Origin of the sequence: Streptomyces chlorus, assembly GCF_042655885.1 — a bacterium.
Classification (GTDB): domain Bacteria; phylum Actinomycetota; class Actinomycetes; order Streptomycetales; family Streptomycetaceae; genus Streptomyces; species Streptomyces chlorus.
In genome coordinates this window covers 343280-364205 of sequence record NZ_JBHSOA010000061.1, presented here as the reverse complement: position 1 = coordinate 364205, position 20926 = coordinate 343280, and the positions used below count along the sequence as shown (strand labels likewise).

Here is a 20926-nt window from a genome sequence, read left to right as displayed (position 1 = left end):
CTCCACCACCACCCCCTTCGGCCGGCCCGTCGACCCCGAGGTGTAGATCACATAGGCCGCACGTTCCGGCGGCAGCGGGCGCAACTGCTCACCGGCGGTGATGTTCCCCGCCTCGCGGGCCTGGCACTCGGCCTCGAGGGCGGGCGAGTCCAGCTCCACCGAAGGCGCGTTCCCCGGCATCCGGTCCACCAGATCGGCGCAGGTGAGGGTCACGGCCGGCCGTGCGTCGTCGAGGATGTGCGCGATGCGCTCGGCCGGATACTCCGGATCGATCGGCACGTACGCCGCGCCGGCCTTCCACACCGCCAGCAGCGCGACCAGCAGCTCCGCGGAACGCGGCAGCAAGACGGCGACGAAGTCCTCGGCACCGACGCCCCGGTCGATCAGTACGCGCGCCAGCCGGTTCGCCCGGGCGTTCAGCTCGTCGTACCGCAGCGCGGTGGACCCATCGGCCACCGCCATGGCGTGGCCGTTCGCGGCCGCCTGGTCCTCGAACCAGTCGAGGGCCGTTCCGTCGGGCAGCTTCGCGGCGGTGTCGTTCCACTCCACCACCACCTGGTGGCGGGTGCCCTCGTCGAGCAGCTCGACCTCGCCGAGCGTCCGCCCCGGTACCTCGAAGAGCTGGACGAGCATGCGGCGCAGCCCCTGCTGCCACTGCCGGACGTCCTCGGCGGTGTGCGTCCGGGCGTTGGCGTGCACGGTCACGTAGAGGTCGCCGCCCTTGTCGGGGGTGCCGTACACGTCGATCGCCACGTCGTGCACCTGGCCGTTCGCCAGCTGGTGCAGGATCGCCGGCGTGGTGCCGAACCGCACTTGGTGGTCGAACGGCATCAGGTTCACGGACAGGTGCCCCCGCGCGCCGCCCACGCCGAGCTCGCGGTACAGCTCCTCGCCGCGGAACCGCTGGTGCCGGAGCGTCGGCGCCAGTCCCCGGGACACCTGTTCCATGAGGGCGGGCAGGTCCGTGTCGCGTTCCACCGCCAGCCGCAGCGGCAGCACGTTCGACATCATGCCGGGCGTCGTCAGCGCGGCCCGGGTCGTGCGAGCGATCAGTGGCAGGTCGATCACGAGTGCGTCATCGCCCTGCCGCCGCTGGGCACAGGCCGCCACGACGCTCAGCATCACCACGCTCCAGCGCGAGCCGTGTGCCCGCGCGTACGCGCACACCGCGTCGGCAAGTTCCCGCGGCAGCCGCACCGTGTCCCGGAGCACCTGGTCGGAGGCCGCCGCCGCACCACCTCCCTGCCCCTCGGCGAGGAACCGGGCGGCGTTTCGCCAGTACGACCGGTCCTCGGTGAATCTGTCGGAGTCCTCGTAGTGCCGTTCCTCGTCCAGCAGGCGGTCCAGGCCACCGAACGGGCTGCCGCCCGGCTCGACAGCGGCGGCCAGAGCCGTGTAGAGGTCGGCCACCCGGCTCAGGTACAGGGTCTGTCCGAAACCGTCGAGCGTGATGTGGTGGTAACGGAAATAGAGGAAGGACCGCCGCTCGCCGACTCGGAACAGCACGTGCCGATAGCTTCGGTCGCGCCGCAGGTCCACCGGCTCGGCCAGGTCCGCGTCCATCCACTGCCGTGCCGCAGCGACCGGGTCGCCCGCGTCGCGCACGTCGACCGTCGTCACGGAATCGGCGGGTGCCGGCTGAATGATCTGGGTGATCTCGCCGTCCTGTTCGACGAACCGCGCACGCAGCGCCTCCGTCTCGTCCAGGGCCCGAGCCACCGCGCGGTGGAGAACGGCGGCGTCGAGGGCCTCGCCGATGTCCAGGAAGACGCCGCAGTTGAACCGAGGGCTGAGCGGTTGCAGTTGCTGTGCCACCCACACCTCACGCTGCGCGGCCAGCACACCACGACGCATCGAATGCCCTTCAGCCATCACACACTCCAAACGTTGCTGTGCCGACGCAGGCCTTACCGGCCGGCACCCGACACGGACATCGGCTTGACGGACCTCGACGGACCGGGGCGGGGATCCCTGCTCAGCCCGTCTTCGCCGGGACGCTTCCCGAGCTCGTGGGTCATGATCAGTCCTGGGCCGTGGCACGAGCCCAGGACGGGAAACACGGCGGCGACACTGTCGCCGCGCAGCCGGATCCCGCCGGGCGGATCGCAGCTCACCGGAGCCCGCTCGGGCCGCCGGGGTGGCATCTCGGTGACCTCGTGCTCCTCAAGCGTCCCGGCGCGGAATCCGGCGGGGCGAAGCGGACGGGGAACGGTGCCGGAGCGGCGGTCGTCCCGGCATGAGGGCAGGCCGGGAGTCCGGCCACGGATCCGGGTGGAGAAGCAGGTGACTGCCGCCCGCCCTGGAGTTCTTCGGTAACCGCAGTGACACGGCGACAGCGCGGCTCAGGTCGTGATCAGTGGACGTCCTGTATTCCAGCGAGGAACTGGCGTGAGGATGGAGGAACATGTCGCGCACCGGTCCCGCGGACGCGCGGTGGCGCAGAGATTCGGTTGATCTCCGCGCATCACTGACCCTTTCCATTCCTCCGGTCCTCCGCCTCACAGAAACAGTCCACGCATTGCCATCTCCCATGCACCACAAGATGACCGAAAAAACCGGACTTGAATTTGACGATTCAGACTCGAGCACTCATGAGCCTTTAACGGAATACTCGAAATAACTGCCGGATCGGAGGTTAGTCAAATTGATGATCACATGTCAACCCCTACCCCAGCCCGCAAGTTGGCAGCCTGAGATGGGGTTGACCCATGATCGTCGACCATGTGTCAACCCCTATTTCCGGCTGGCAAGTCGGCGTCCCGAGTGAGTGTTGACTACCGGCAACAGGCCAGGTAATTTGCGTTGCTGCACATCCACGACCCACTTTTCCGACTGCCGAAGCCGGCAGTGTAGAAGTGAACCCGCACCATCGTAATTACGGGCAGTCCGCGACTCATCGGGGAAATCCGATGCGTCGCCAGGCGTTAACGGAAGGCACTTCTGTGAGTAATCCGTTCGATGATGAAAACGGTCGTTTTCTGGTCCTGGCCAACGATGAAGGGCAGCACTCCCTGTGGCCCTCCTTCGTCGATGTCCCCAACGGTTGGACGATTGTTCATCAGGAGGGCACGCGCGAGGCGTGCCTCGAGTACGTCGAGAAGAACTGGACCGACATGCGGCCCAAGAGTCTGATCGACGCGATGAGTCAGCAGAACGCGTGAGCGCGGGTGCACGTCCGGCCCGCGGCGGCTTCAGCGAGTCGGCGCGGGCGCCGGGGCTCCGTCGGGAGCGCGCGCGAGCCGGAAGGACCCGGCCGTGAGCGAGGTGACGATCAGCACGCGGGGCCTCAGCAAGAGGTTCGGTGAGGTGACGGCGCTCGACGCCGTGGACATCGAAGCGCGCGCCGGGGCGGTCCTCGGCCTGCTCGGACACAACGGTGCGGGGAAGACGACCCTGGTCCACATTCTCTCGACGCTGTCACAACCCTCCGCGGGAAGTGCGACCGTCGCGGGGTTCGACGTCAGGACGCAGGGCGCGGAGATCCGCAGACGGATCGGTGTGACCGCACAGCACACGGCCGTGGACAACCGGCTTTCGGGTACGGCGAACCTGGTGTTGGTCGCGCGCTTGCTGGGCGCGCGGCCGAAGGCGGCACGGAACAGGGCGACGCAGCTCATCGAGGCGTTCGACCTCACAGCCGGCGCGAACCGACCGGCCAGTACCTACTCCGGCGGCATGCGCCGCCGCCTCGACCTGGCCATGAGCCTCGTGGCCGACCCCGTCGTGCTCTTCCTCGACGAGCCGACCACCGGGCTCGACCCGGTGAGCCGCGTCAACCTGTGGGAGATCGTGGAGGGCCTGGTGCGGCAGGGCACCGCCGTACTGCTCACCACCCAGGACCTCAACGAGGCCGACCGGTTGGCGGACCGGATCACCGTGCTCAGCAAGGGAAGGGTCGTGGCCTCCGGCACCACGGCCGAGCTCAAGGCGGAAACGGGTCGTCGTTCGGTGCACGTCTCGGTCGAACGGGACAGGCTCGCACGGGCGGCCTCGGCGCTACGGCAACACGGGTACCCGCCCACGGTCGAACAGCAGGGCCCGACCCTGGTGATCGGCGTGGACGCCTCGGCCGAGCTGGCGCGAATGGTGCAGATCCTGGTCGCCGCGGAGGTTCCGATCGACGGCCTGGCGCTGTCGGAACCAACGCTGGACGACGTGTACCTCGCGCTGACCTCGGCGGCCTCGGCGACAGCGACGGAATCGGGCTCCTCACCGCACACGCCGGTGGGTGTGTCATGACACGGGTACGGGTACGACCAGGAAACGAACGCCTCATGAGCGAGCACGGCGGCCGGTTCTCCCCGGCTACGGCACAGCCGCGCGAGCTGGCCCAACTGTGGACGTTGGCCGCACGGCAACTCCGGGTGATCTGCGGCGACGTGCGCATCGTGGCACTGTCGATCGTGCAGCCGCTCGTCATGCTGCTGCTCTTCACGCAGATATTCGGCCGGATGGCGAACCCCGACCTGTTCCCCGACGGCATCAGCTACACCGAATACCTGGTGCCGGCGCTGCTCATCACGACGGGGATCGGCACGGCCCAGGTCGCGGGTGTCGGATTCGTCCGGGATGCCGAGTCCGGCATCGAGCAGCGCTTCCGCTTCCTGCCCGTGCGTCCCCTGTACGTGCTCATCGCGCGTTCGGTGGGCGATCTCGCCCGGGTGGCGATCCAGCTGATGGCGCTGTTGCTGTGCGCCTGCTTCGGACTCGGCTTCGCCCCGGCCGGCGGCTTCTGGGGGATGGCGGCGGCGTTCCTGCTGTCGGTGTTCGTGTGCTGGTCGTTGGTCTGGGTCTTCCTGGCGCTGGCCGCGTGGCTGCGGAGCGTCGAGGTGCTGGGGAGCATCGGCTTCTTCGTGTTGTCCCCGCTGATGTTCGCCTCCAGCGCCTTCGTGCCACTCGAGGCGCTGCCCGGCTGGGTACGCCTCATCGCCGTGGTGAACCCGCTGACCTACGCCGTCGATGCGTCGCGGAACCTCGCACTCGGTTGGGAGGCGGGAGACTCGATCATCGGTGCGCTGCTCAGCGGTGCCGCTCTCAGCGCGCTGATGTGCCTGATCGCGCTCCGCGGATTCAGGCGTCCTCCGAACGAAACGAGAAGACCCCTATTCCGGCGATCGCGCGGCACTCCGTCGTCGGCGGAAGAGAAGGAGCAGGCCGGTGACCGTGACCAGGCAGACCAACACCCCCCAGCCGACCCGGCTGATGACCGCGCCGATCTCGTCGACAGAAGCGCGAACCAGCGCTCCTGACACCACGTAGAGCGTCGACCACAAGGCCGCTCCCGCCAGTGACGCCGGAAGGAACCTGCTGTAACGGACACCGGCCGCCCCCGCTGTCGCCGGGGTGAGCGTACGTACGACGGGCAGGAGCCTGGTCAGGAAGACGGACCACGCACCGTACCGGTTGAACGACCTCATGGCCCGGTCCCAGTGGTCCGTGCTCATCCTGCGCACCACGGGGAGGTCACGCAGCCGGTCTCCGTACCGCCTGCCGAGGACGTAGCCGACATGGTCGCCGGCGCTACTGGCGAACGTCACGGTCACGAAAAGACCTATGAGCGCCGCCGGGCTGTCCAGCGACGCCGCGAGCACGAGTACGACCGTCTCACCCGGGACGGCGATCCCTATGCCGAGACCCGACTCCGCGGCGGCGAACGCCCCGGACAAGGCCAATGTGACCGGAAGCGGGGCGGAGGACGACACCTCCAGAAAATCCTTCAGCCAGGACATCGCTTGCATGCACCCCCATCGAATGCGCCCGCCGGATGTGACGGCACGGGCGTGCCCGACCGTAACAGAAATTCCTGAAACGCCTCGGCGGTCGCATCGGCGCTCGTGTGCGGTCCGCTCCCGGCGCACGGCGCTCCGCGGAGAATTCCGACATGCAGGTCTCCGACCGGACTTCGGGAAGTTCCGCAAAAGCCGGTACCCCGAACGGGCAACCCCATGGGGCGAAGCCGGCTCCCCCTGCCGAATCGGATACGGATCGGCGCGTGTGGACAAATCGTCGCACTGCCGGGCGGTTCGGCCCCGCGCCGTCCGAAAGACCCGGGCGGATCAATTGCTCGCCGACAACGAAACCGGTCGGCAGAACGAGAAGGAACGCACTGTGAAAGGCACGACAGCTGGACGGCGCGGAATTTGCTCATGGCTGCCGGACAGTTTCGTTCACATGCTTGGTAATAGGTGCAACGGGAGGCAAGGAAAGTGACCGCTCCGAATATGCGCAGGCAATCTTCGTGGCTCAGGGCCTGCAACCGGGTGGCCCGGCCGCGGTGCCGACTGGTGTGCGCGCCGCACGCGGGTGGCACCGCTCACGCCTACCGGTCCTGGCCTGCGGCCCTGCCCGATGACGTCGAGGTGCTCGCGGTGCAGTACCCCGGCCGCCAGGACAGGCTGGCGGAGTTGGCCGCCGTCACGATGGACGACCTGATCCGGCCCATCGCCGACGCGTTGGAGCCCTTCGTCCTCGAACCGCTCGCGCTGTTCGGCCACAGCATGGGCGCCGCCGTGGCCTACGAGGTCACCCTGGAACTCGAGCGGCGGCACGGGCAGGTCGTCGACCTGCTGACCGTGTCCGGATCACGCGCTCCGCACCACCGCGAGGAGGAGGACCGCTACGCGCTGAGCGACGCCGACCTCGTCGAGGAACTGCGCCGCCTCGACGACTCCTTCGGCGACCTGCTCGCCACCCCCGAACTCCTCGACCTCGTCCTGCCTGCGATCCGCGCGGACTTCCGGCTCGTCTCACGTTATCTACGGACGCCGGCCCTGCCCGTGCGCGCCCCGCTGCTCGTCTTCGGCGGTACCGACGATCCGGACGTCAGCCCCGACGAGCTGAGCCGGTGGCGCACCTGCGCAGGCGGCGCCTTCGACACCCGGACGTTCCCCGGCGGTCACTTCTACCTCACCGAGGAACGGCGCGTCCTCGACGCCCTGGTCCCCTGGCTGCCCGGCCGGCACCCTGCCGGCCGACACGCTTCGTGACCCCGCCGGGCGAATCCCCGGCCCCGTGATTCCCACTCGACAGCGAGGCGCAGGCGACCACGAACCGTTCAGCGATCATCCGTCCGTCCCGGGACGGGTCCACCGGGAACATACCCGATATGGCCGCCGGCACTTGCAGCGACCACTACGGCCTGAATGTGATGAAGGCGGATGCGACGAGGAGGCGCGAAGCAATTGACCCAACAAGTCGTCATGCGGTCGCGGCATGCGACAAAAAGACTCGACCGGGCTATCTGAAATAAGGCATTGACATCGCATGGAGTGCCTGGCTACGCTTTCGGCGACCGCTGTCGACTGGTCCTTTTCCAAGTAATGAGGGCCCGTTCAAGGCATATTGGCGACAGGTATGCTGCGTGGCTCCTGGAGAGGTCCGTTCACTGGCATGACTGACGCGGCAAAAGTCCTTCTTCTTACGTGGACCAAAAGGCTGTACTGAGCTTTTTGCGACCTTGGCGCGGACTGTCCGGAATTCGGCCCGACCCGCTTTTCGTCGCGCGCTCGGTAATCCAATAGCTCATTTTCTGAACACCCGGCGCACCAGGCCATGAGACGGGTCTCCTGGATTTCGCGCGGGGAACTTTTCCAGCGGGGCCCGCTCGAGAAGCCCTGTCCGCCCGCTGGCGAGGGATTTCTGTCGAATCTCATTCCCGTCACCTGGAGGCTCGGATTCGTATGGTCGACATCAGTGAAGCGCGGAGTGTCCCTGAACTCCTGCGGCATCACGCGAGTTCGGAACCGGACCGCGAGGCGCTTCGCTACCTGCGCGACACGACGGGGACCGACGGGAGTCCGCTCACCTATGGGGAACTGGACCGCGCTGCCGCCGCCGTGGCGCGGCGCCTCTCCCGGAGCTTCGACACGGGCGACCGGTTGCTGCTCCTTCATTCCTTCGGCCCGGACTTCATCGTCGGCTTCCTCGCCTGCCTCTACGCCGGCATGGTCGCCGTTCCGGCGCCGCTTCCCGGTAGATACCGCCATGAGCGCAGACGGGTGCTGAGCATCGCCCACGACAGTGGCGCCGTCGCGGTGCTCACCGACGAGGCGAGCTCCACGGAGATCGACGAGTGGATGCGCGAGGAGGGCCTGGACGGCCTCTTCCTCATCCCCACGGACTGGTCCGCCGAGGAGCCCGGCCCTTTCACGCCGCCCGCAGGCCTCGGACACGAGACGCTCGCGATGCTCCAGTACACCTCCGGCTCCACGGGCGAGCCGAAGGGGGTGATGGTGACGCACGGGAATCTGCTGCGGAACGTCGGCGCGCTGAGCCGTGCTTTCGGCCTCGACGAACACACGAACTTCGGCGGCTGGATCCCTCATTTCCATGACATGGGCCTGATAGGGCTGCTGCTGCCCTCCCTCTTCCTGCGCGGCAAGTGCGTCCTGATGAGTCCGTCCTCCTTCATCCGGCGACCGCACACCTGGCTGAAGATGATCGACGACTTCGACATCATGTGGTCGGCGGCTCCCGATTTCGCCTACGAACTGTGCTGCCGACGGGTCACCGACGAGCAGCTCGGCGAGCTCGACCTCTCGTGCTGGCGCTACGCGGGCAACGGTTCGGAACCCATCCACGCCGGCACCATCACCGCTTTCGCCGAGCGATTCGCCGCTGCCGGGTTCCGGACCGAGGCCCTGGCTCCCTGCTACGGCCTCGCCGAGTCGACGGTCTACGTCTCCGGTACCCCTTCCGCCCGGATCACGGCGGTCGACGCCCAGTCGCTGGAGGACCACAAGATCGCCGAGGCCGCACCGGAGCGGCCCCACCGTTCCCTGGTGAGCTGCGGCGCGCCCGGAGACGTCGACCTCCGGATCGTCGACCCGCGGACCGGGAACCAGCTTCCGGCCGGCGCGGTCGGAGAGATCTGGTTGCGGGGAGACAGCGTCGCGGCCGGCTACTGGGACAACCCCTCGGCGACCGATGCGACCTTCGGCGGCGTCATCAACGGGGTGGAGGGCCGCTATCTGCGGACCGGTGACCTCGGCGCGCTGCACGAGGGAGAGTTGTACGTCACCGGCCGGATCAAGGAAATGATCACCGTGCACGGAAGAAACGTCTATCCGCAGGACGTCGAGCAGGAGCTGCGCGCCGCTCACCGTGAACTCACCGGCTGCGTCGGTGCCGTGTTCGCCCTCTCGGACACGGGTCCCGACCCGTCACTGATCGTGACCCACGAGGTCAAGGCAGGCATCGGCGCAGACCAACTAGAAGCGCTGGCCCGGGACATGAAGCAGACTGTGGCTCGCGAGATGGGCATGACCGCGTCGTGCATCGTCCTCCTGCGCCGCGGAACGGTACGCCGTACGACGAGCGGCAAGATCCAGCGCGACACGATGCGGACGCTGTTCCAGGACGGTGAACTGAAGCCCCTTCACACGCACTGGCACATGCCGAGGCAGCGCACCGAGGTCCGCGGGAGCGGATCGGCGCAGCGCCTGGCCGAGGAGTCCACGGTATGAGTCCCGAGACGACGGCGCCGCACCGCCTGCTCGGGGCGCTGCTGGACGAGCAGGCGCGTCCGGGCGGCCCCTTCTGGCCCGCCGCGCTTCGCGAACTGGACCAGGACGAAGCCTTTCCCGCAGAGGCGTGCCGGGTCCTCGACGAGTTCGGGCTGGCCGATCACTACGTGCCCGCCGCGTACGACGGGAAGCTCACCGACTTCAGCGAACTGATCCGGCTCATCCGCAGCGTCGCGCGCCACGACCTCACGGTCGCCGTCGCCCATGCGAAGACCCTCCTCGGCGCCGTCTCGGTCTGGGTGGCCGGGGACCGGGAACAGGCCGGCCGCCTCGCCCGACAGGTCCGCGAGGGGCACGTGGTGTCCTGGGCGCTGACCGAACGGGGACATGGCGCGGATCTCCTCGCCGGCGAGGTCACCGCGGAGCGAACCCCGGAAGGCTGGACGCTGAACGGGGAGAAGTGGCTGATCAACAATGCCACTCGCGCCCATCAGATCTGCCTGCTGGCCCGTACCGGCGAGGCCGGGGACGCACGCGGATTCAACCTTTTCCTGGTGGACAAGGACCGGCTCTCACCCGGCGGTTACACACACCTGCCGAAGATCCCGACGCACGGCATTCGAGGCGCGGACATCAGCGGCATCGGATTCACCGACGCGGCCGTCCCGGCATCCGCCCAGGTGGGTGCTGACGGCGCCGGTCTGGAGATCGTGCTGAAGGCGCTTCAGCTCACCCGGACCGTGTGTGCGGGGCTGTCACTCGGCGCCTGCGACCACGCGCTGCGGCTCACCACCGCGTTCGTGCAGGAACGCAGGCTTTACGGGAAGCTGCTCGTGGAACTTCCCCGCATTCGCCGGCTCCTCGCCGATGCGGTCGCGGACCTGCTGCTCATGGAGTCGGTGTCCATGCTTGCCGGGCGTGCCGTCCATGCGCTGACTCCGGAGATGAACGTGGTCTCCCCGGTGACCAAGGCGTTCGTTCCGAGCGCGGGCGACGCGATGATCGCGGAGCTCGGCGAGATCCTCGGAGTACGCGCCTTCTTCACCGACACCCACGCGGAGGGCATGTTCGCCAAGCTGGAGCGTGATCACCGGATCGCCGCGATATTCGACGGCAGCACGGCGGTGAACCGACATGCGCTCATCAAGCAGTTCCCGCTGCTGGCCAGGGCGAGCGCGCGCGGTGGCCACGCCGTGAAGGGCCTCGCGGCCGCCGCCACGCTCGACGTTCCGCTGGACCCGCTCGATCCCGGGGAACTCGTCCTCGCCCAGCACGGCGGCTGTTCGGTACTGGGAGGTCTGCCCGATGCTGTCGAGCGGATCCGTTCCCTGGTCCGCGCGGGCGCGGCGCCCGTCGGACTCGAGCAGCTCGCGGGGACGCTTCTTGCCGCAACGGCGGCGCTGCAAGAGCAACTCGCCACGCACCGGCCCGCGGCAGGCGCCGGGTCGGCAGCCGACTTCGACCTGGCCCGGCGCTACGAGCTCTGCTTCGCGGGAGCCTGCGCGATTCACCTTTGGTCACACAACGAGGCCGCGATGGGGGACAGTTCGCCGGTGTGGGCCGACGCCCGCTGGGTCCGGGCATGCCTGAACCGTGTCCTGCGGGCACTGGGCCGGCCCGTGGATCGGGAACCCGATGTGACCGACGCCCTGGTGGAGGAACTGGTACGCACGGAAGGACGCGGCATGACGTTGCTGTCGGGCATATGAGCGGCGAGAAGCTCGCGGTGGGGGACAGCCCGCAGAGCACCTCTTCGGCCGACGAGCTGGAGCGCCTGTTCGGCGACCCCTACGACGAGGGGAACCCGGTCGGCTACGCACCGGTCCTCGAAGCCGACGCCCACGCCGAGATGTTCGGTGACGGAGAGGCGCTGCTGGACGACTTCCGCCTGAACGCCGAGTTCGTTCCGGTCGAGTACGGCGGCCTCTTGTCCCGGCTCGACGATCTCGTCGAGGTCATGCGCGCGGTGTACCGGCGCGATCCCAGTCTCGGCCTCGGCTACGGGGCGAGCTCCCTGATCTCGTCGGTGAACGTCTGGACCGCCGGGAACCACGAGCAGCGCCGTCAGGTGGCGGACCTGTTGCTGCGGAACGGCAGGATCGCCGCGGCCTACCACGAGCTCGCTCACGGCAACGACATGGCGGGCACCGAGATGAACGCCGTGCCCACTGCCAAAGGCTGGTCCCTGAACGGCCGCAAGGAGATCGTCACCAACATCCGGCGCGCGGACGCCATGGTGCTGTTCACCCGGACCGGCCCGGGCAACGGAAGCCGGAACCACTCCCAGGTCTTCGTCGACAAGTCACACGTTCCGGCCGGGCACATCGACTATCTGCCCCGGTACAGGACCGTCGGAATGCGTGGTGTCCAGCTGGGCGGCGCGGTCTTCCACGACTGCCCTGTGGAATCGGGCGCTCTGATCGGGCGACAGGGGCAGGGGCTGGAGACAGCCATGAGGTCCTTCCAGATCACCCGGGCCACGCTGCCTGCGATGATGACGGGCATCCTCGACTCCGCCCTGCGCGCCACCATGCTTCACGTCATGGGCCGCACGCTGTACGGCAGAAGGGCCGGCGACCTTCCGCACGTCCGCTCGGTCGTCACCGGGGCGTTCACCGACCTGTTGATCTGCGAGGCGTTCAGCCTGGTGGCGGTCAGGGCGATCCATCTGCTGCCCTCGGCGTCCAGCCTCTACTCCGCAGCGGCCAAGTACGCGGTCGCGGGGGCTCTGCTCCGTGCCACGGACCGGCTGGCCTCCGTGATGGGCGCGGAGTTCTTCCGCCGCGACGGCCGGCAGGCGATTTTCCAGAAGCTTCTGCGGGACCTGAAACCCGCCGGCTTCGGCCATGCCGCGCGCGCCGCCTGCCAGACGACGATCCTGCCGCAGCTGGGCATTCTGTCCCGCCGCCCCGGCTCGCCGACCACCCCACCCGCCGCTCTGTTCCGGATCGACGCGGACCTTCCGCCCCCCGCCTTCGACGCGCTCGCGGTCAGTTCCCGGGGCAGGGACCCGTTGGCGTCATCGCTCGACGAGCTCTCGGACGCGCTGGCCGGGGAGGGCGGTGATCGGGTGGTGAGCGAACACGTGGCCCACCTGCGCGCCGAACTCCAGGAGATCCGGAAGAAGGCGGGCGGCCTCGCACCGCACGAACTCACCTTCACCGCGGACGCGGATTCGTACGACCTTGTCGAGCGCTATGTCAACGTTCTGGTCGCCGTCGGCTGCCTGCAGGTGTGGCGGCACAACCGGGGCGGTGACGACGGGTTTCTCGCAGAACCGCTCTGGCTGCACGCGGCGCTGAGCCGACTGCGAACCGGCTGGAACCAGCATGTTGTGGCCTCTCCATCGGTGGAGGACGGCCTGTTCGAGCAGATGTTGACGCGATTGACGGAAAACCGCAGCTTCGGCCTGCTGGGCCGTCGCCTGTACGGGGCGTGACCGGCGCGTCCCGCTTCAACTGGAACCAGGAGACCATCATGGAAGCAGCAGAGACTCCCCGAACGGCCACCGAACTCGGCGACTGGCTCACCCGCACGGTGGCCGACTACGTCAGGTGCGATCCGGCAGAGATCGATCCGGACGTGCCGCTCTCCGATTACGGCCTCGACTCGATCTCGGCGACCACGGTGTGTGCCGACATCGAGGACAACTTCGGTCTCCCCGTCGAAGTGACGCTGATCTGGGACCACCCCACGATAGGCAAGCTGTCGCATGCACTGGCCGAGGAGCTCGAAACCGCCGTCCGCTGACACCGTCAGAGTCCACGCGTATGCCCCGCCGATCCGGGGATCAGCCCCGGATCGGCGGGGAACTGGGTCGGGAATCCGCGTAAGGGGGACGAGGGGAGGCTCGCTGACACTCGACGAGTCTCCCCGACCGACTCGTAGCAGGTCGGGCCGGGCAACCGAGAGACCCCCCGCGCGCCCGTGGCCGCTCCGGCTGCCCGGTGCCCCGCAGCGGTCGTACGATGTGTCGGCTGTGAACGACAGATCGGGCCGACCGGCCGGCTGCCGGATCGCCGCCCCCTTCCGATGTGGAGTCGCTCATGACCACAGCGCGGGACCTGATGATCGTCGCCATCGACACACCGTCCACTCCTCCCGTGGGACGAGGCAACCTGTCGCTCACTCTCGCGGGAGCAGAGCTGATCGACCTTATTGACGCCGAGGCCCTCACCCTGGACGGCCACCGCGTCCTGCCGGGCCTGCCGCCTCACATCGATGACCGTCTGCTGCGTGAGGCCGCGTCCTCACTCGTCCGGCAGGTGCCCTACGAATCCGTCGAGGACTGGCTGTGGCGCCGGGGCCGCGACCTGGCAGCCGCGTATCTCGCCGCCCTGGAGGCGGAGACGCTGGTCACCCGGCCGCACGCCCACCGGGCGTTCCGGGAGGGGCGGCCGGCTGTGGCCGACTCGGCGGCCCGTCGACGGGCGGCGGATCGCTGGACGTCACGCGAACCGGTTCTGGCCGGCCTCGCGGCCGCCGCGGGCATCGGGGAACAGCCCGCCGACGACCTGGTCGACGAACTCGCCGACGACCAGGTCGTCACCGTACTGGCCGCGGTCAACGATGCTGTCATGGAGCTGGAGGCCGTACGACAGCGCAGAGCGATCGAAGATGCGGCCTTCGACAACATCTGGCGAGGTGGGTGACGCCTTCTCGGCAGGGGCCGGACATCTGACCCCGCCCCTGGTCGCCGCACAGACGGCACAGACGGCAATCGGGCAGGCGCCATGCGTAACGCCGACCCGCCCGGGACGGCAGCACCGTCTTTTCCGGCGCTGTCACGTGTGGAGTGCGTGGGTCTGTGACGGTGTGGCGGGGCCGGGTACGGTGCGGCGGGGCCGGGTGGCCGGTGAGAGCCGACGAGGCCCCTCCGTGCTGAACGGCCGTGCCCTCGAAGCCGGCCGACGGCCCCTCATACGCCGTCACATGTGGCCCGCCAGGTCAAGATCGTTACGGGCCTCGCTCGCCGTGGTGAACAGGTGCGCGGCGAACTCGGTGGCGTCGGACCGGCTGCAACGGGCGATGGGCATGGCGATGCTCAGCGCTGTCCGTTCCCCGTCGATCAGCCCGATCGACACCGCGAACGCAGCGACCCCGCTCTCGCTCTCTTCGAAGTTCGTACCGATTCCCCGGCGCCGGGTCCGTTCCAACTCCTCGTGGAGACGGCCGAGATCGACCCGCAGCTCGCGGCCTCGAGGTCCGGAGAGCGCGATGTGGTAGCGCGCGTCGACGTCGTCAGCCGGCAGGTCCGCGAGCAGGGCTTTGCCCGCCGAGGTCTCATGCGCGGGAAGCGTGACTCCGGTTCGCAGGCCGAAACGCAGTGCGTGGTTCGCTGCTTCAATGCCGTCGAGGTGATGAATCTCCGTTCCGACCAGTGTCGCGACATGCACCGTCTCACCGACACGCTCGAACAGCCGCTCCAAGTGCGGTCGCAACCTCTCACGCACCGACGGGATCCTCCGCAGTGCGCCGGGACGTAGGAACTCTGGGCCCGGGGCATACCGTTTCCCGGTTCCCTGCACAGCGAAACCGTCACCGACGAGAGTGACGAGCAGCCTCTGCGCCGTGGACGGGTTCACCTCCAGCGCGGTAGCGGCTTCGGTGACGCTCAGAGAGCCCTCCTCCGCCATGAGTTTGAGCAGCACCAGTGCTCTGTGAACGGACTCAACCCTACCCTGACCTGCTGTTTTGCTTAGCACGCAATTATGCTAGCAACTATTGCGTTGAGCGCAAAGGGTCGTTAGGTTTCCTACTCATGAGCGGGACGCAACATCCGTCTCCCGCACCGAAGTGCCGCACGCGTTCCGCACCACGAACCCGTCGGACACGCAAACCGGTCAACCCCACGCACCCCGGACGGCTCCACCAACGCCTATCTCCACTTGAACCGCGTGACGAAGGAGTCGCGATGAGTCAGCTCTCCGCCGGCGGGGCCAGACGCCCCCTGCGCCCCACGACCCCAGCTCCGCGGCAAGCCAAAAGGGCGGTCACCAGCGGAACATTCGGTTCCGCCCTGGAGTGGTTCGACTTCGCCGTGTACGGCGCGATGTCCGCCACCGTGTTCCCCGCGCTCTTCTTCAACGAGCTGGACCCCTCCATGGGACTGCTCGCATCGTTCGCCACCTTTGGTGTCGGGTTCTTCGCCCGGCCACTGGGTGGCGTGGTCTTCGGCCATCTCGGTGACCGGATCGGACGCCGCAACGTCCTGCTGACGACGTTCATTGCGATGGGTGTCGCCTCACTCATCATCGGCCTTCTGCCGCCGTACGCCGATATCGGGGCCGCGGCGCCGCTGTTGCTGGTCGTGATGCGTTTCATCCAGGGGTTCGCCCTGGGCGGCGAGGCAACCGGATCCCAGTTGATGGCGATGGAGCACGCGCCGGGCGACAGGCGGGCCTTCTACGGTGCGCTCATGGGAATGGGCTCACCGATCAGTCAGGTCGCCGCCAACCTGATCCTCGTGATCCTTTCCTCCACTCTCAGCGATCAGGCGTTCCTGTCCTGGGGCTGGCGTGTCCCGTTCCTCCTGAGCATTCTGCTCGTCACGGTTGGCATCTACATCCGTACCAAGGTCGAGGAGACGCCGGTCTTCGCCGAGGGGGCCAAGGAAGAGGCGGCGGGAAGCACCGGTCCCGTCGCGGTCGTCCGCACTCATGGGTGGACGATCCTGAGGCTGATCCTGGCCTACTCGCCGATCGTGGTGACCTTCTACGTCGTCAGCGTTTTCGGTCTGAGTTATCTGACCGGCCTGGGGCACACCCGCAGCGACACCTTCACGATCGTCATGATCTCGAATCTCCTGTCGGTGGTCGCCATCTGGTGGGGCGGTCGGCTCGCCGATGTGTTCGGGCGCCGAAGGATCCTCATGATCGGTTGCGCGGGCACGCTCGTGGCCGCCCTGATCTTCTTCCCGGTCGTCGACATGGGGAGCTTCCCGATCACCCTCGCCATGGTCGCGTTCGCCCTTGTCAGCGCGCAGTTCGGTAATGCGGGCCAGGGCGCGCTCTTCGCGGAGGCGTTCCCCACCAAGATGCGCTACACCGGTTCGGCACTGGCGTTGACCGGCGCGAACCTGATCTTCGCTGCGCCGGCCCCTTTCCTCGCCTCCTGGCTGACCGACCTCAGCGGGGGAAGGACGATCAGCATCACGATCTTCTGGGTGGTCACCGTAGTCGCCGCCCTCGTGAACCTGGCGCTGATGAGCGACTTCAGGACGCTCGAAGGCGATCGGCACCACTTCGACAAGACAGTCGCGGCAACGCCCGGAGGTGAACCGGTGGCTGTCACGCCCGCACAGAACCGGAACGGAGTGGCGCCGTGATCGTGGAAGAGCGTACGTACGTCCTGCACACCGGCGCGAAGCTCAGCGAGTACCTCGAGGCCTACGAGAACATCGGTCTCCCCGCGCAGAAGCCGATACTCGGAGGTTTCCTCGGCTACTTCGTGACGGAGTTCGGCACCCAGAACGAGCTGAACCACTTCTGGGCCTACAGCGATCTCGAGGACCGCAGGAGTCGCCGGGCGCGGCTCGCCGGGAACGAGCAGTGGCAGGAGTGCCTGTCGGTCATCCGCCCGATGATCATGACGATGTCGAACAAGATCATGTACCCGACCTCGTTCTCGCCCATTCGCTCATTGCCCGTCAGCAGCGACGACCCACACACCGCGTTCAACGAGAACTAGGAGAGGACGATGACCACCACCATTTCCCGAGCGGCGGCACATGGGAACAGCCGGCCGCCGGTACAGACGAGGACCGCCGTGGTCACCGGGGGCGCCGGCGGGATCGGCAGCGCGATCAGCCGCCGCCTCGCTGAGCGCGGCTACGGCGTGGTCGTCGCCGACATCGACGGGGCGGCGGCCGACTCCACCGCGCGCGCCCTGCCCGGGGTCGACGGTGCTGAACACCGCGGTTTCGGCGGCGATCTGACGTCCTCTTCGGTGAACCGGGAGCTTGCCGAGTTCGCGGCGGGGATCGCTCCGATCGGGGCCCTGGTCAACGCCGTCGGCATCTCACCCAAGAGGAACGGCTCGAAGATCCATTTCCATGAGCTCACCGACAGCGAGTGGCACGCGATCATGGCGGTCAACGTCACCGCGCCGTTCTTCCTGATCCGGGAGGCGTTCCCCCACATGCCGACCGACGGGACAGCCTGTGTCGTGAACCTGTTGTCCATCACCGCCAAGCTCGGCACCGGGAGTCCGGAGGGCGACAGCTGTCCGCCGTTCCTGCCGACGACCGCGGCCTACGGCGCGAGCAAGGCGGCGCTCCAGAACCTCACCGCGAGTCTCTCGCGCGAGCTCGCACCACGTCGGATCAGGGTCAACGGAGTGGCTCCCGGATTCGTGCGGACCCCGATGATGGGCGACGTCCCGGTGGACGAACGCCTCCTCTCGCAGGTGCCGATGAGGCGGTTCGCCCAGCCCGAGGAGGTCGCCGACGCGGTGGAGTTCCTCGTGAGTGACAGGGCCTCCTACATCAACGGCGCGAGCATCGACGTCAACGGCGGATGGGTCACGTGCTGACCTCCCCCGTCCCGGGGGCGGCACGGACCGCCCGCACAGCAGCAACCGGATCGTCGTCACACACGGAAGGGTGCATGGGATGACCGCGCCTGAAGAAGTATTCGACCTGGTGGTCGTGGGCTCCGGCATCGCCGGCCAGGCGACGGCCACCGCCGCGGCCGAGGCCGGTCTGTCGGTCGTCCTGCTCGAGAAGACCGACACGCTGGGCGGGTCGTCCGCCATGAGCGGAGGCTGGTTCGCCTTCACCGGAACCGACGAGCAGTCCGCGAAGGGCATCGAGGACTCGCCCGAGCTGTTCCTGAAGGACATGCTCGGCCTCGGCCGGAATCTCAACGACCCTGCTCTGCTGGAGGCGTACCTCGCTCACCAGGAAGCCACGTACCGCTGGCTGAAGGCTCACGGGGTGGTCTTCCGCGAGGTGGAGATCAGTTCCGGCCAGTCGGCACGCCGCAGTCACAACTCCGTCATCAAGGACGTCCTCGCCCTGCTGCGCGACGCCTGCACCGAGGCCGGCGGACAGACACGGCTCGAGCATCGCGCCATCCGCCTGACAACGGACACCTCCGGACGAGTGACCGGCGTGGTGACGCGGACACCGGCGGGCGAGGTCGTCTTCACCGGCCGTGCCGGCGTCGTGCTCGCCACCGGCGGTTTCAGCCGCGGCACGCAGCTGCTCAAGATCTTCGCACCCGAGCAGCTCGCGGCGATCCCCTACGGCGGCAAGGGCAACACCGGCGACGGACTGCGCATGGCGTGGAAGCTCGGAGCCGGTATGGCGGACATGTCCTTCGTCTCGGGAACCTACGGATCGCACCCGGAGACCGGCGAGGACTTCCACGAGTTGCTGACCGCGTACTACATGGGCGCGATCATCGTGAACAAGGACGGACGCCGCTTCACGGACGAGTCGCAGGACTACAAGACGCTCGGCCGCGTGGTCCTGGACCAGCCCGACGGCCTCGGGTTCGAGGTCTTCGACGCCAAGGTCCGCGCGCAGTCCCACCCGGGCATTCCACTCAAGGACATCGACATGGTGGAGGAACTCGGCCACCTCTACAGGGCCGACACCCTCCATGACCTCGCTGAAGCCGCCGGACTCGACCCTGCCGCGCTGCGGGAGACGGTCGACCGCTACAACGCCGCGGCCGCCGGTGCGGCCGAGGACGAGATCGGCCGCACCAGCCTGTGCAACGGCGTGGGCGAGCTGCTTCCGATCGACACCCCGCCGTACTACGCCTACCCGGCCAAGTCACTGATGACCACCACGTACTGCGGTACCACGATCAATGCCAACGGCCAGGTCGTGGACGTCGACGGCGACGTCATCGAGGGCCTGTATGCCGCCGGCGAAGTGACCGGTGGATTCCACGGTGCGGCCTACATGACCGGCACGTCGCTGGGCAAGGGCGCCGTCTTCGGCCGCATCATCGCCGCCCACGCGGCGGCCCGCACGGCCGAGGGGCGTCCGACCGATCGTTCGATGCGCGAGCATGCCCGCGCCAGCTGAAGGGACTGACAACATGATGAATGTCCACGACGTCCGCCGGTTCGACGTCGTCGTCGTCGGGTCAGGTGTGTCGGGGTCGGCCGCCGCCATGTCCGCCGCGCGCGCAGGGGCGCGAGTCGCCCTGCTCGAGAAGCTCGACACCTTCGGAGGATCCGCGGCGTTGTCGGCTGGCATGTTCTGGACCGCACCCGATCTGGATGCCTATCAAAAACGCATCCCGCTGGGCGATGTCCGGCTCGGTGCCCGGCTGATCGAGGACTTCCCGGAGGCTCTGGCCGAGCTGCGTGCCTCAGGCGCGCACGTGGCCGCCGAGCCCCAGCTCGACATCATGTCCTTCGGAATCGGCTACTCCACCGACATCAAGGCGATCCTCTCCTGGTGCCGGGACGAGGTCGTGGCCGTGGGCGGCGAGACGCGCGCCGGCGCCTCGGTCGTGGATCTCGTCCACGAGGGTCCACGGGTCGCCGGTGTCCTTGTCCGCGAGAACGACGGCCGGCTGGTCCGGTACGACGCCGACGCCGTCGTGCTGACCACGGGAGGATTCCAGGGAGCGAGCGACGAACTCACCCGGTACATCGGCCCGAACGCCGACCGGCTCCTCCTGCGCTCCAACCCCGGGAGCGTCGGCGACGGCCTGCGGCTGGCCCGCGGGGCCGGGGCCGGCGGGACGAAGGCGATGAGCACCTTCTACGGGCACCTCATCGGCTACCCGGTCAAGAGGTTCGAGCCCGAGGACTACCTACCCCTCTCGCAGTACTACTCCGGGTCCACGGTTCTCGTGAACCTTCGAGGTGAGCGTTTCGTCGACGAGACCCAGGGCGACGAACTGCTGAATCAAGCACTCACGTTCCAGCCCGACGCCCGGGGCATCCTCCTCTTCGACCACCGTGTCCGCAGCACCGAGGGCACCGAGGAGCCGTTCCCGGGGCTGGGCGTGACCGACCGTTACGCCAACGCGGTCGAGGCCGGTGCGACGCATGCCGAAGCAGGCACGCTCACCGAGCTGATCGATGCCGTGGCGGCATGGGGCATCGACGGTGAGAATCTCGCCGCAACCCTCGACCGGTACGAAGCGGCTGTCGCCTCGGGCGGAGGAGTCGCACGCGGAGTCCTGGTCGCCCCGACAGCGCGGGCACCGCAGACAGGCCCGTTCTACGCCCTGATGGTCCAGCCCTCCATCACGTTCACCTTCGGCGGCATCCGCACCGACGAACGGGGCCAGGCGCTCGACGCCGACGGCCGTCCCGTCCCCGGTCTCTACGCCGCCGGTGCCGATGTCGGAGGTCTGTCCAACTACGGCTATGCGGGCGGAATCGCGCCTGGCTACATCACTGGGCGATGGGCTGGGGCTTCCGCCGCCCGCACGACGGGCTACGAGGGCTCCGCGGCTGCCGCGGCCCTTTCGGCAGGCTGACGGTCGCGT

Annotated in this window: 16 protein-coding genes and 1 pseudogene; 14 read left to right on the top strand and 3 right to left on the bottom strand. The window is 68.1% G+C overall.

The window, feature by feature from the left end; genetic code table 11:
• The coding region (locus tag ACFPZI_RS27135) for a condensation domain-containing protein (protein ID WP_381368063.1) at nucleotides 1-1872 on the bottom strand (1872 nt) is incomplete at its 3' end.
• 1070 nt (nucleotides 1873-2942) lie between these two features.
• Here ACFPZI_RS27135 and ACFPZI_RS27130 point away from each other — a divergent pair.
• The 3 genes from ACFPZI_RS27130 (at nucleotide 2943) to ACFPZI_RS27120 (ending at nucleotide 5249) form a co-directional block, all read left to right on the top strand.
• Nucleotides 2943-3161 carry an MbtH family protein gene (locus ACFPZI_RS27130; protein WP_381368107.1) on the top strand — a complete coding sequence of 73 codons (219 nt, stop codon included), beginning with the start codon at nucleotides 2943-2945 and terminating at the stop codon, nucleotides 3159-3161.
• Between the two features lie 94 nt (nucleotides 3162-3255).
• A complete protein-coding gene (locus ACFPZI_RS27125; RefSeq protein WP_381368060.1) occupies nucleotides 3256-4239 on the top strand; it encodes an ABC transporter ATP-binding protein in 984 nt (327 codons plus the stop codon).
• A 35-nt stretch (nucleotides 4240-4274) separates the two neighbouring features.
• Nucleotides 4275-5249, top strand: coding sequence for an ABC transporter permease (locus ACFPZI_RS27120; protein ID WP_381368057.1), 975 nt, complete (start codon nucleotides 4275-4277; stop codon nucleotides 5247-5249).
• A 51-nt stretch (nucleotides 5250-5300) separates the two neighbouring features.
• Here the strand turns inward: ACFPZI_RS27120 and ACFPZI_RS27115 are convergent.
• Nucleotides 5301-5729, bottom strand: a pseudogene (locus ACFPZI_RS27115) (DedA family protein); the annotation flags it as partial.
• A 555-nt stretch (nucleotides 5730-6284) separates the two neighbouring features.
• Between ACFPZI_RS27115 and ACFPZI_RS27110 the strand changes: the two are divergent.
• From ACFPZI_RS27110 to ACFPZI_RS27085, 6 genes are all read left to right on the top strand, one after another.
• On the top strand, nucleotides 6285-6986 hold the full coding sequence (locus tag ACFPZI_RS27110; protein ID WP_381368054.1) for a thioesterase II family protein: 702 nt from the start codon (nucleotides 6285-6287) through the stop codon (nucleotides 6984-6986).
• A 693-nt stretch (nucleotides 6987-7679) separates the two neighbouring features.
• Nucleotides 7680-9464 (top strand): fatty acyl-AMP ligase, encoded by a 1785-nt coding sequence (locus ACFPZI_RS27105; RefSeq protein WP_381368051.1) that lies wholly within the window; start codon nucleotides 7680-7682, stop codon nucleotides 9462-9464.
• A complete protein-coding gene (locus ACFPZI_RS27100; protein WP_381368048.1) occupies nucleotides 9461-11173 on the top strand; it encodes an acyl-CoA dehydrogenase family protein in 1713 nt (570 codons plus the stop codon). Before ACFPZI_RS27105 ends, ACFPZI_RS27100 begins: the two co-directional genes overlap by 4 nt.
• Nucleotides 11170-12903 (top strand): acyl-CoA dehydrogenase family protein, encoded by a 1734-nt coding sequence (locus ACFPZI_RS27095; protein WP_381368045.1) that lies wholly within the window; start codon nucleotides 11170-11172, stop codon nucleotides 12901-12903. The genes ACFPZI_RS27100 and ACFPZI_RS27095 overlap by 4 nt, the downstream gene beginning before the upstream one ends.
• Nucleotides 12900-13214: an acyl carrier protein gene (locus ACFPZI_RS27090; protein WP_381368043.1), complete on the top strand. Its 315-nt coding sequence runs from the start codon at nucleotides 12900-12902 to the stop codon at nucleotides 13212-13214. The genes ACFPZI_RS27095 and ACFPZI_RS27090 overlap by 4 nt, the downstream gene beginning before the upstream one ends.
• A gap of 296 nt (nucleotides 13215-13510) precedes the next feature.
• The gene (locus ACFPZI_RS27085; protein WP_381368040.1) at nucleotides 13511-14116 is read left to right on the top strand and encodes a GPP34 family phosphoprotein; all 606 of its coding nucleotides are present in this window, start codon (nucleotides 13511-13513) and stop codon (nucleotides 14114-14116) included.
• Nucleotides 14117-14392: 276 nt separating this feature from the next.
• Here ACFPZI_RS27085 and ACFPZI_RS37320 read toward each other — a convergent pair whose 3' ends face one another.
• Nucleotides 14393-15169: an IclR family transcriptional regulator gene (locus ACFPZI_RS37320; protein WP_461111491.1), complete on the bottom strand. Its 777-nt coding sequence runs from the start codon at nucleotides 15167-15169 to the stop codon at nucleotides 14393-14395.
• A 209-nt stretch (nucleotides 15170-15378) separates the two neighbouring features.
• Here ACFPZI_RS37320 and ACFPZI_RS27070 point away from each other — a divergent pair, with 209 nt between their 5' ends.
• From ACFPZI_RS27070 to ACFPZI_RS27050, 5 genes are all read left to right on the top strand, one after another.
• The gene (locus tag ACFPZI_RS27070; protein ID WP_381368037.1) at nucleotides 15379-16791 is read left to right on the top strand and encodes an MFS transporter; all 1413 of its coding nucleotides are present in this window, start codon (nucleotides 15379-15381) and stop codon (nucleotides 16789-16791) included.
• Nucleotides 16788-17153: an NIPSNAP family protein gene (locus tag ACFPZI_RS27065; RefSeq protein ID WP_381368034.1), complete on the top strand. Its 366-nt coding sequence runs from the start codon at nucleotides 16788-16790 to the stop codon at nucleotides 17151-17153. Before ACFPZI_RS27070 ends, ACFPZI_RS27065 begins: the two co-directional genes overlap by 4 nt.
• A gap of 9 nt (nucleotides 17154-17162) precedes the next feature.
• Entirely contained in the window at nucleotides 17163-17996 is an 834-nt protein-coding gene (locus ACFPZI_RS27060; protein ID WP_381368031.1) for an SDR family NAD(P)-dependent oxidoreductase, read from the top strand.
• Nucleotides 17997-18075: 79 nt separating this feature from the next.
• Nucleotides 18076-19503, top strand: a complete 1428-nt coding sequence (locus ACFPZI_RS27055) for an FAD-dependent oxidoreductase (RefSeq protein ID WP_381368028.1) — start codon at nucleotides 18076-18078, stop codon at nucleotides 19501-19503.
• Between the two features lie 13 nt (nucleotides 19504-19516).
• Entirely contained in the window at nucleotides 19517-20917 is a 1401-nt protein-coding gene (locus ACFPZI_RS27050; protein ID WP_381368027.1) for an FAD-dependent oxidoreductase, read from the top strand.
• Nucleotides 20918-20926: the final 9 nt, after the last annotated feature.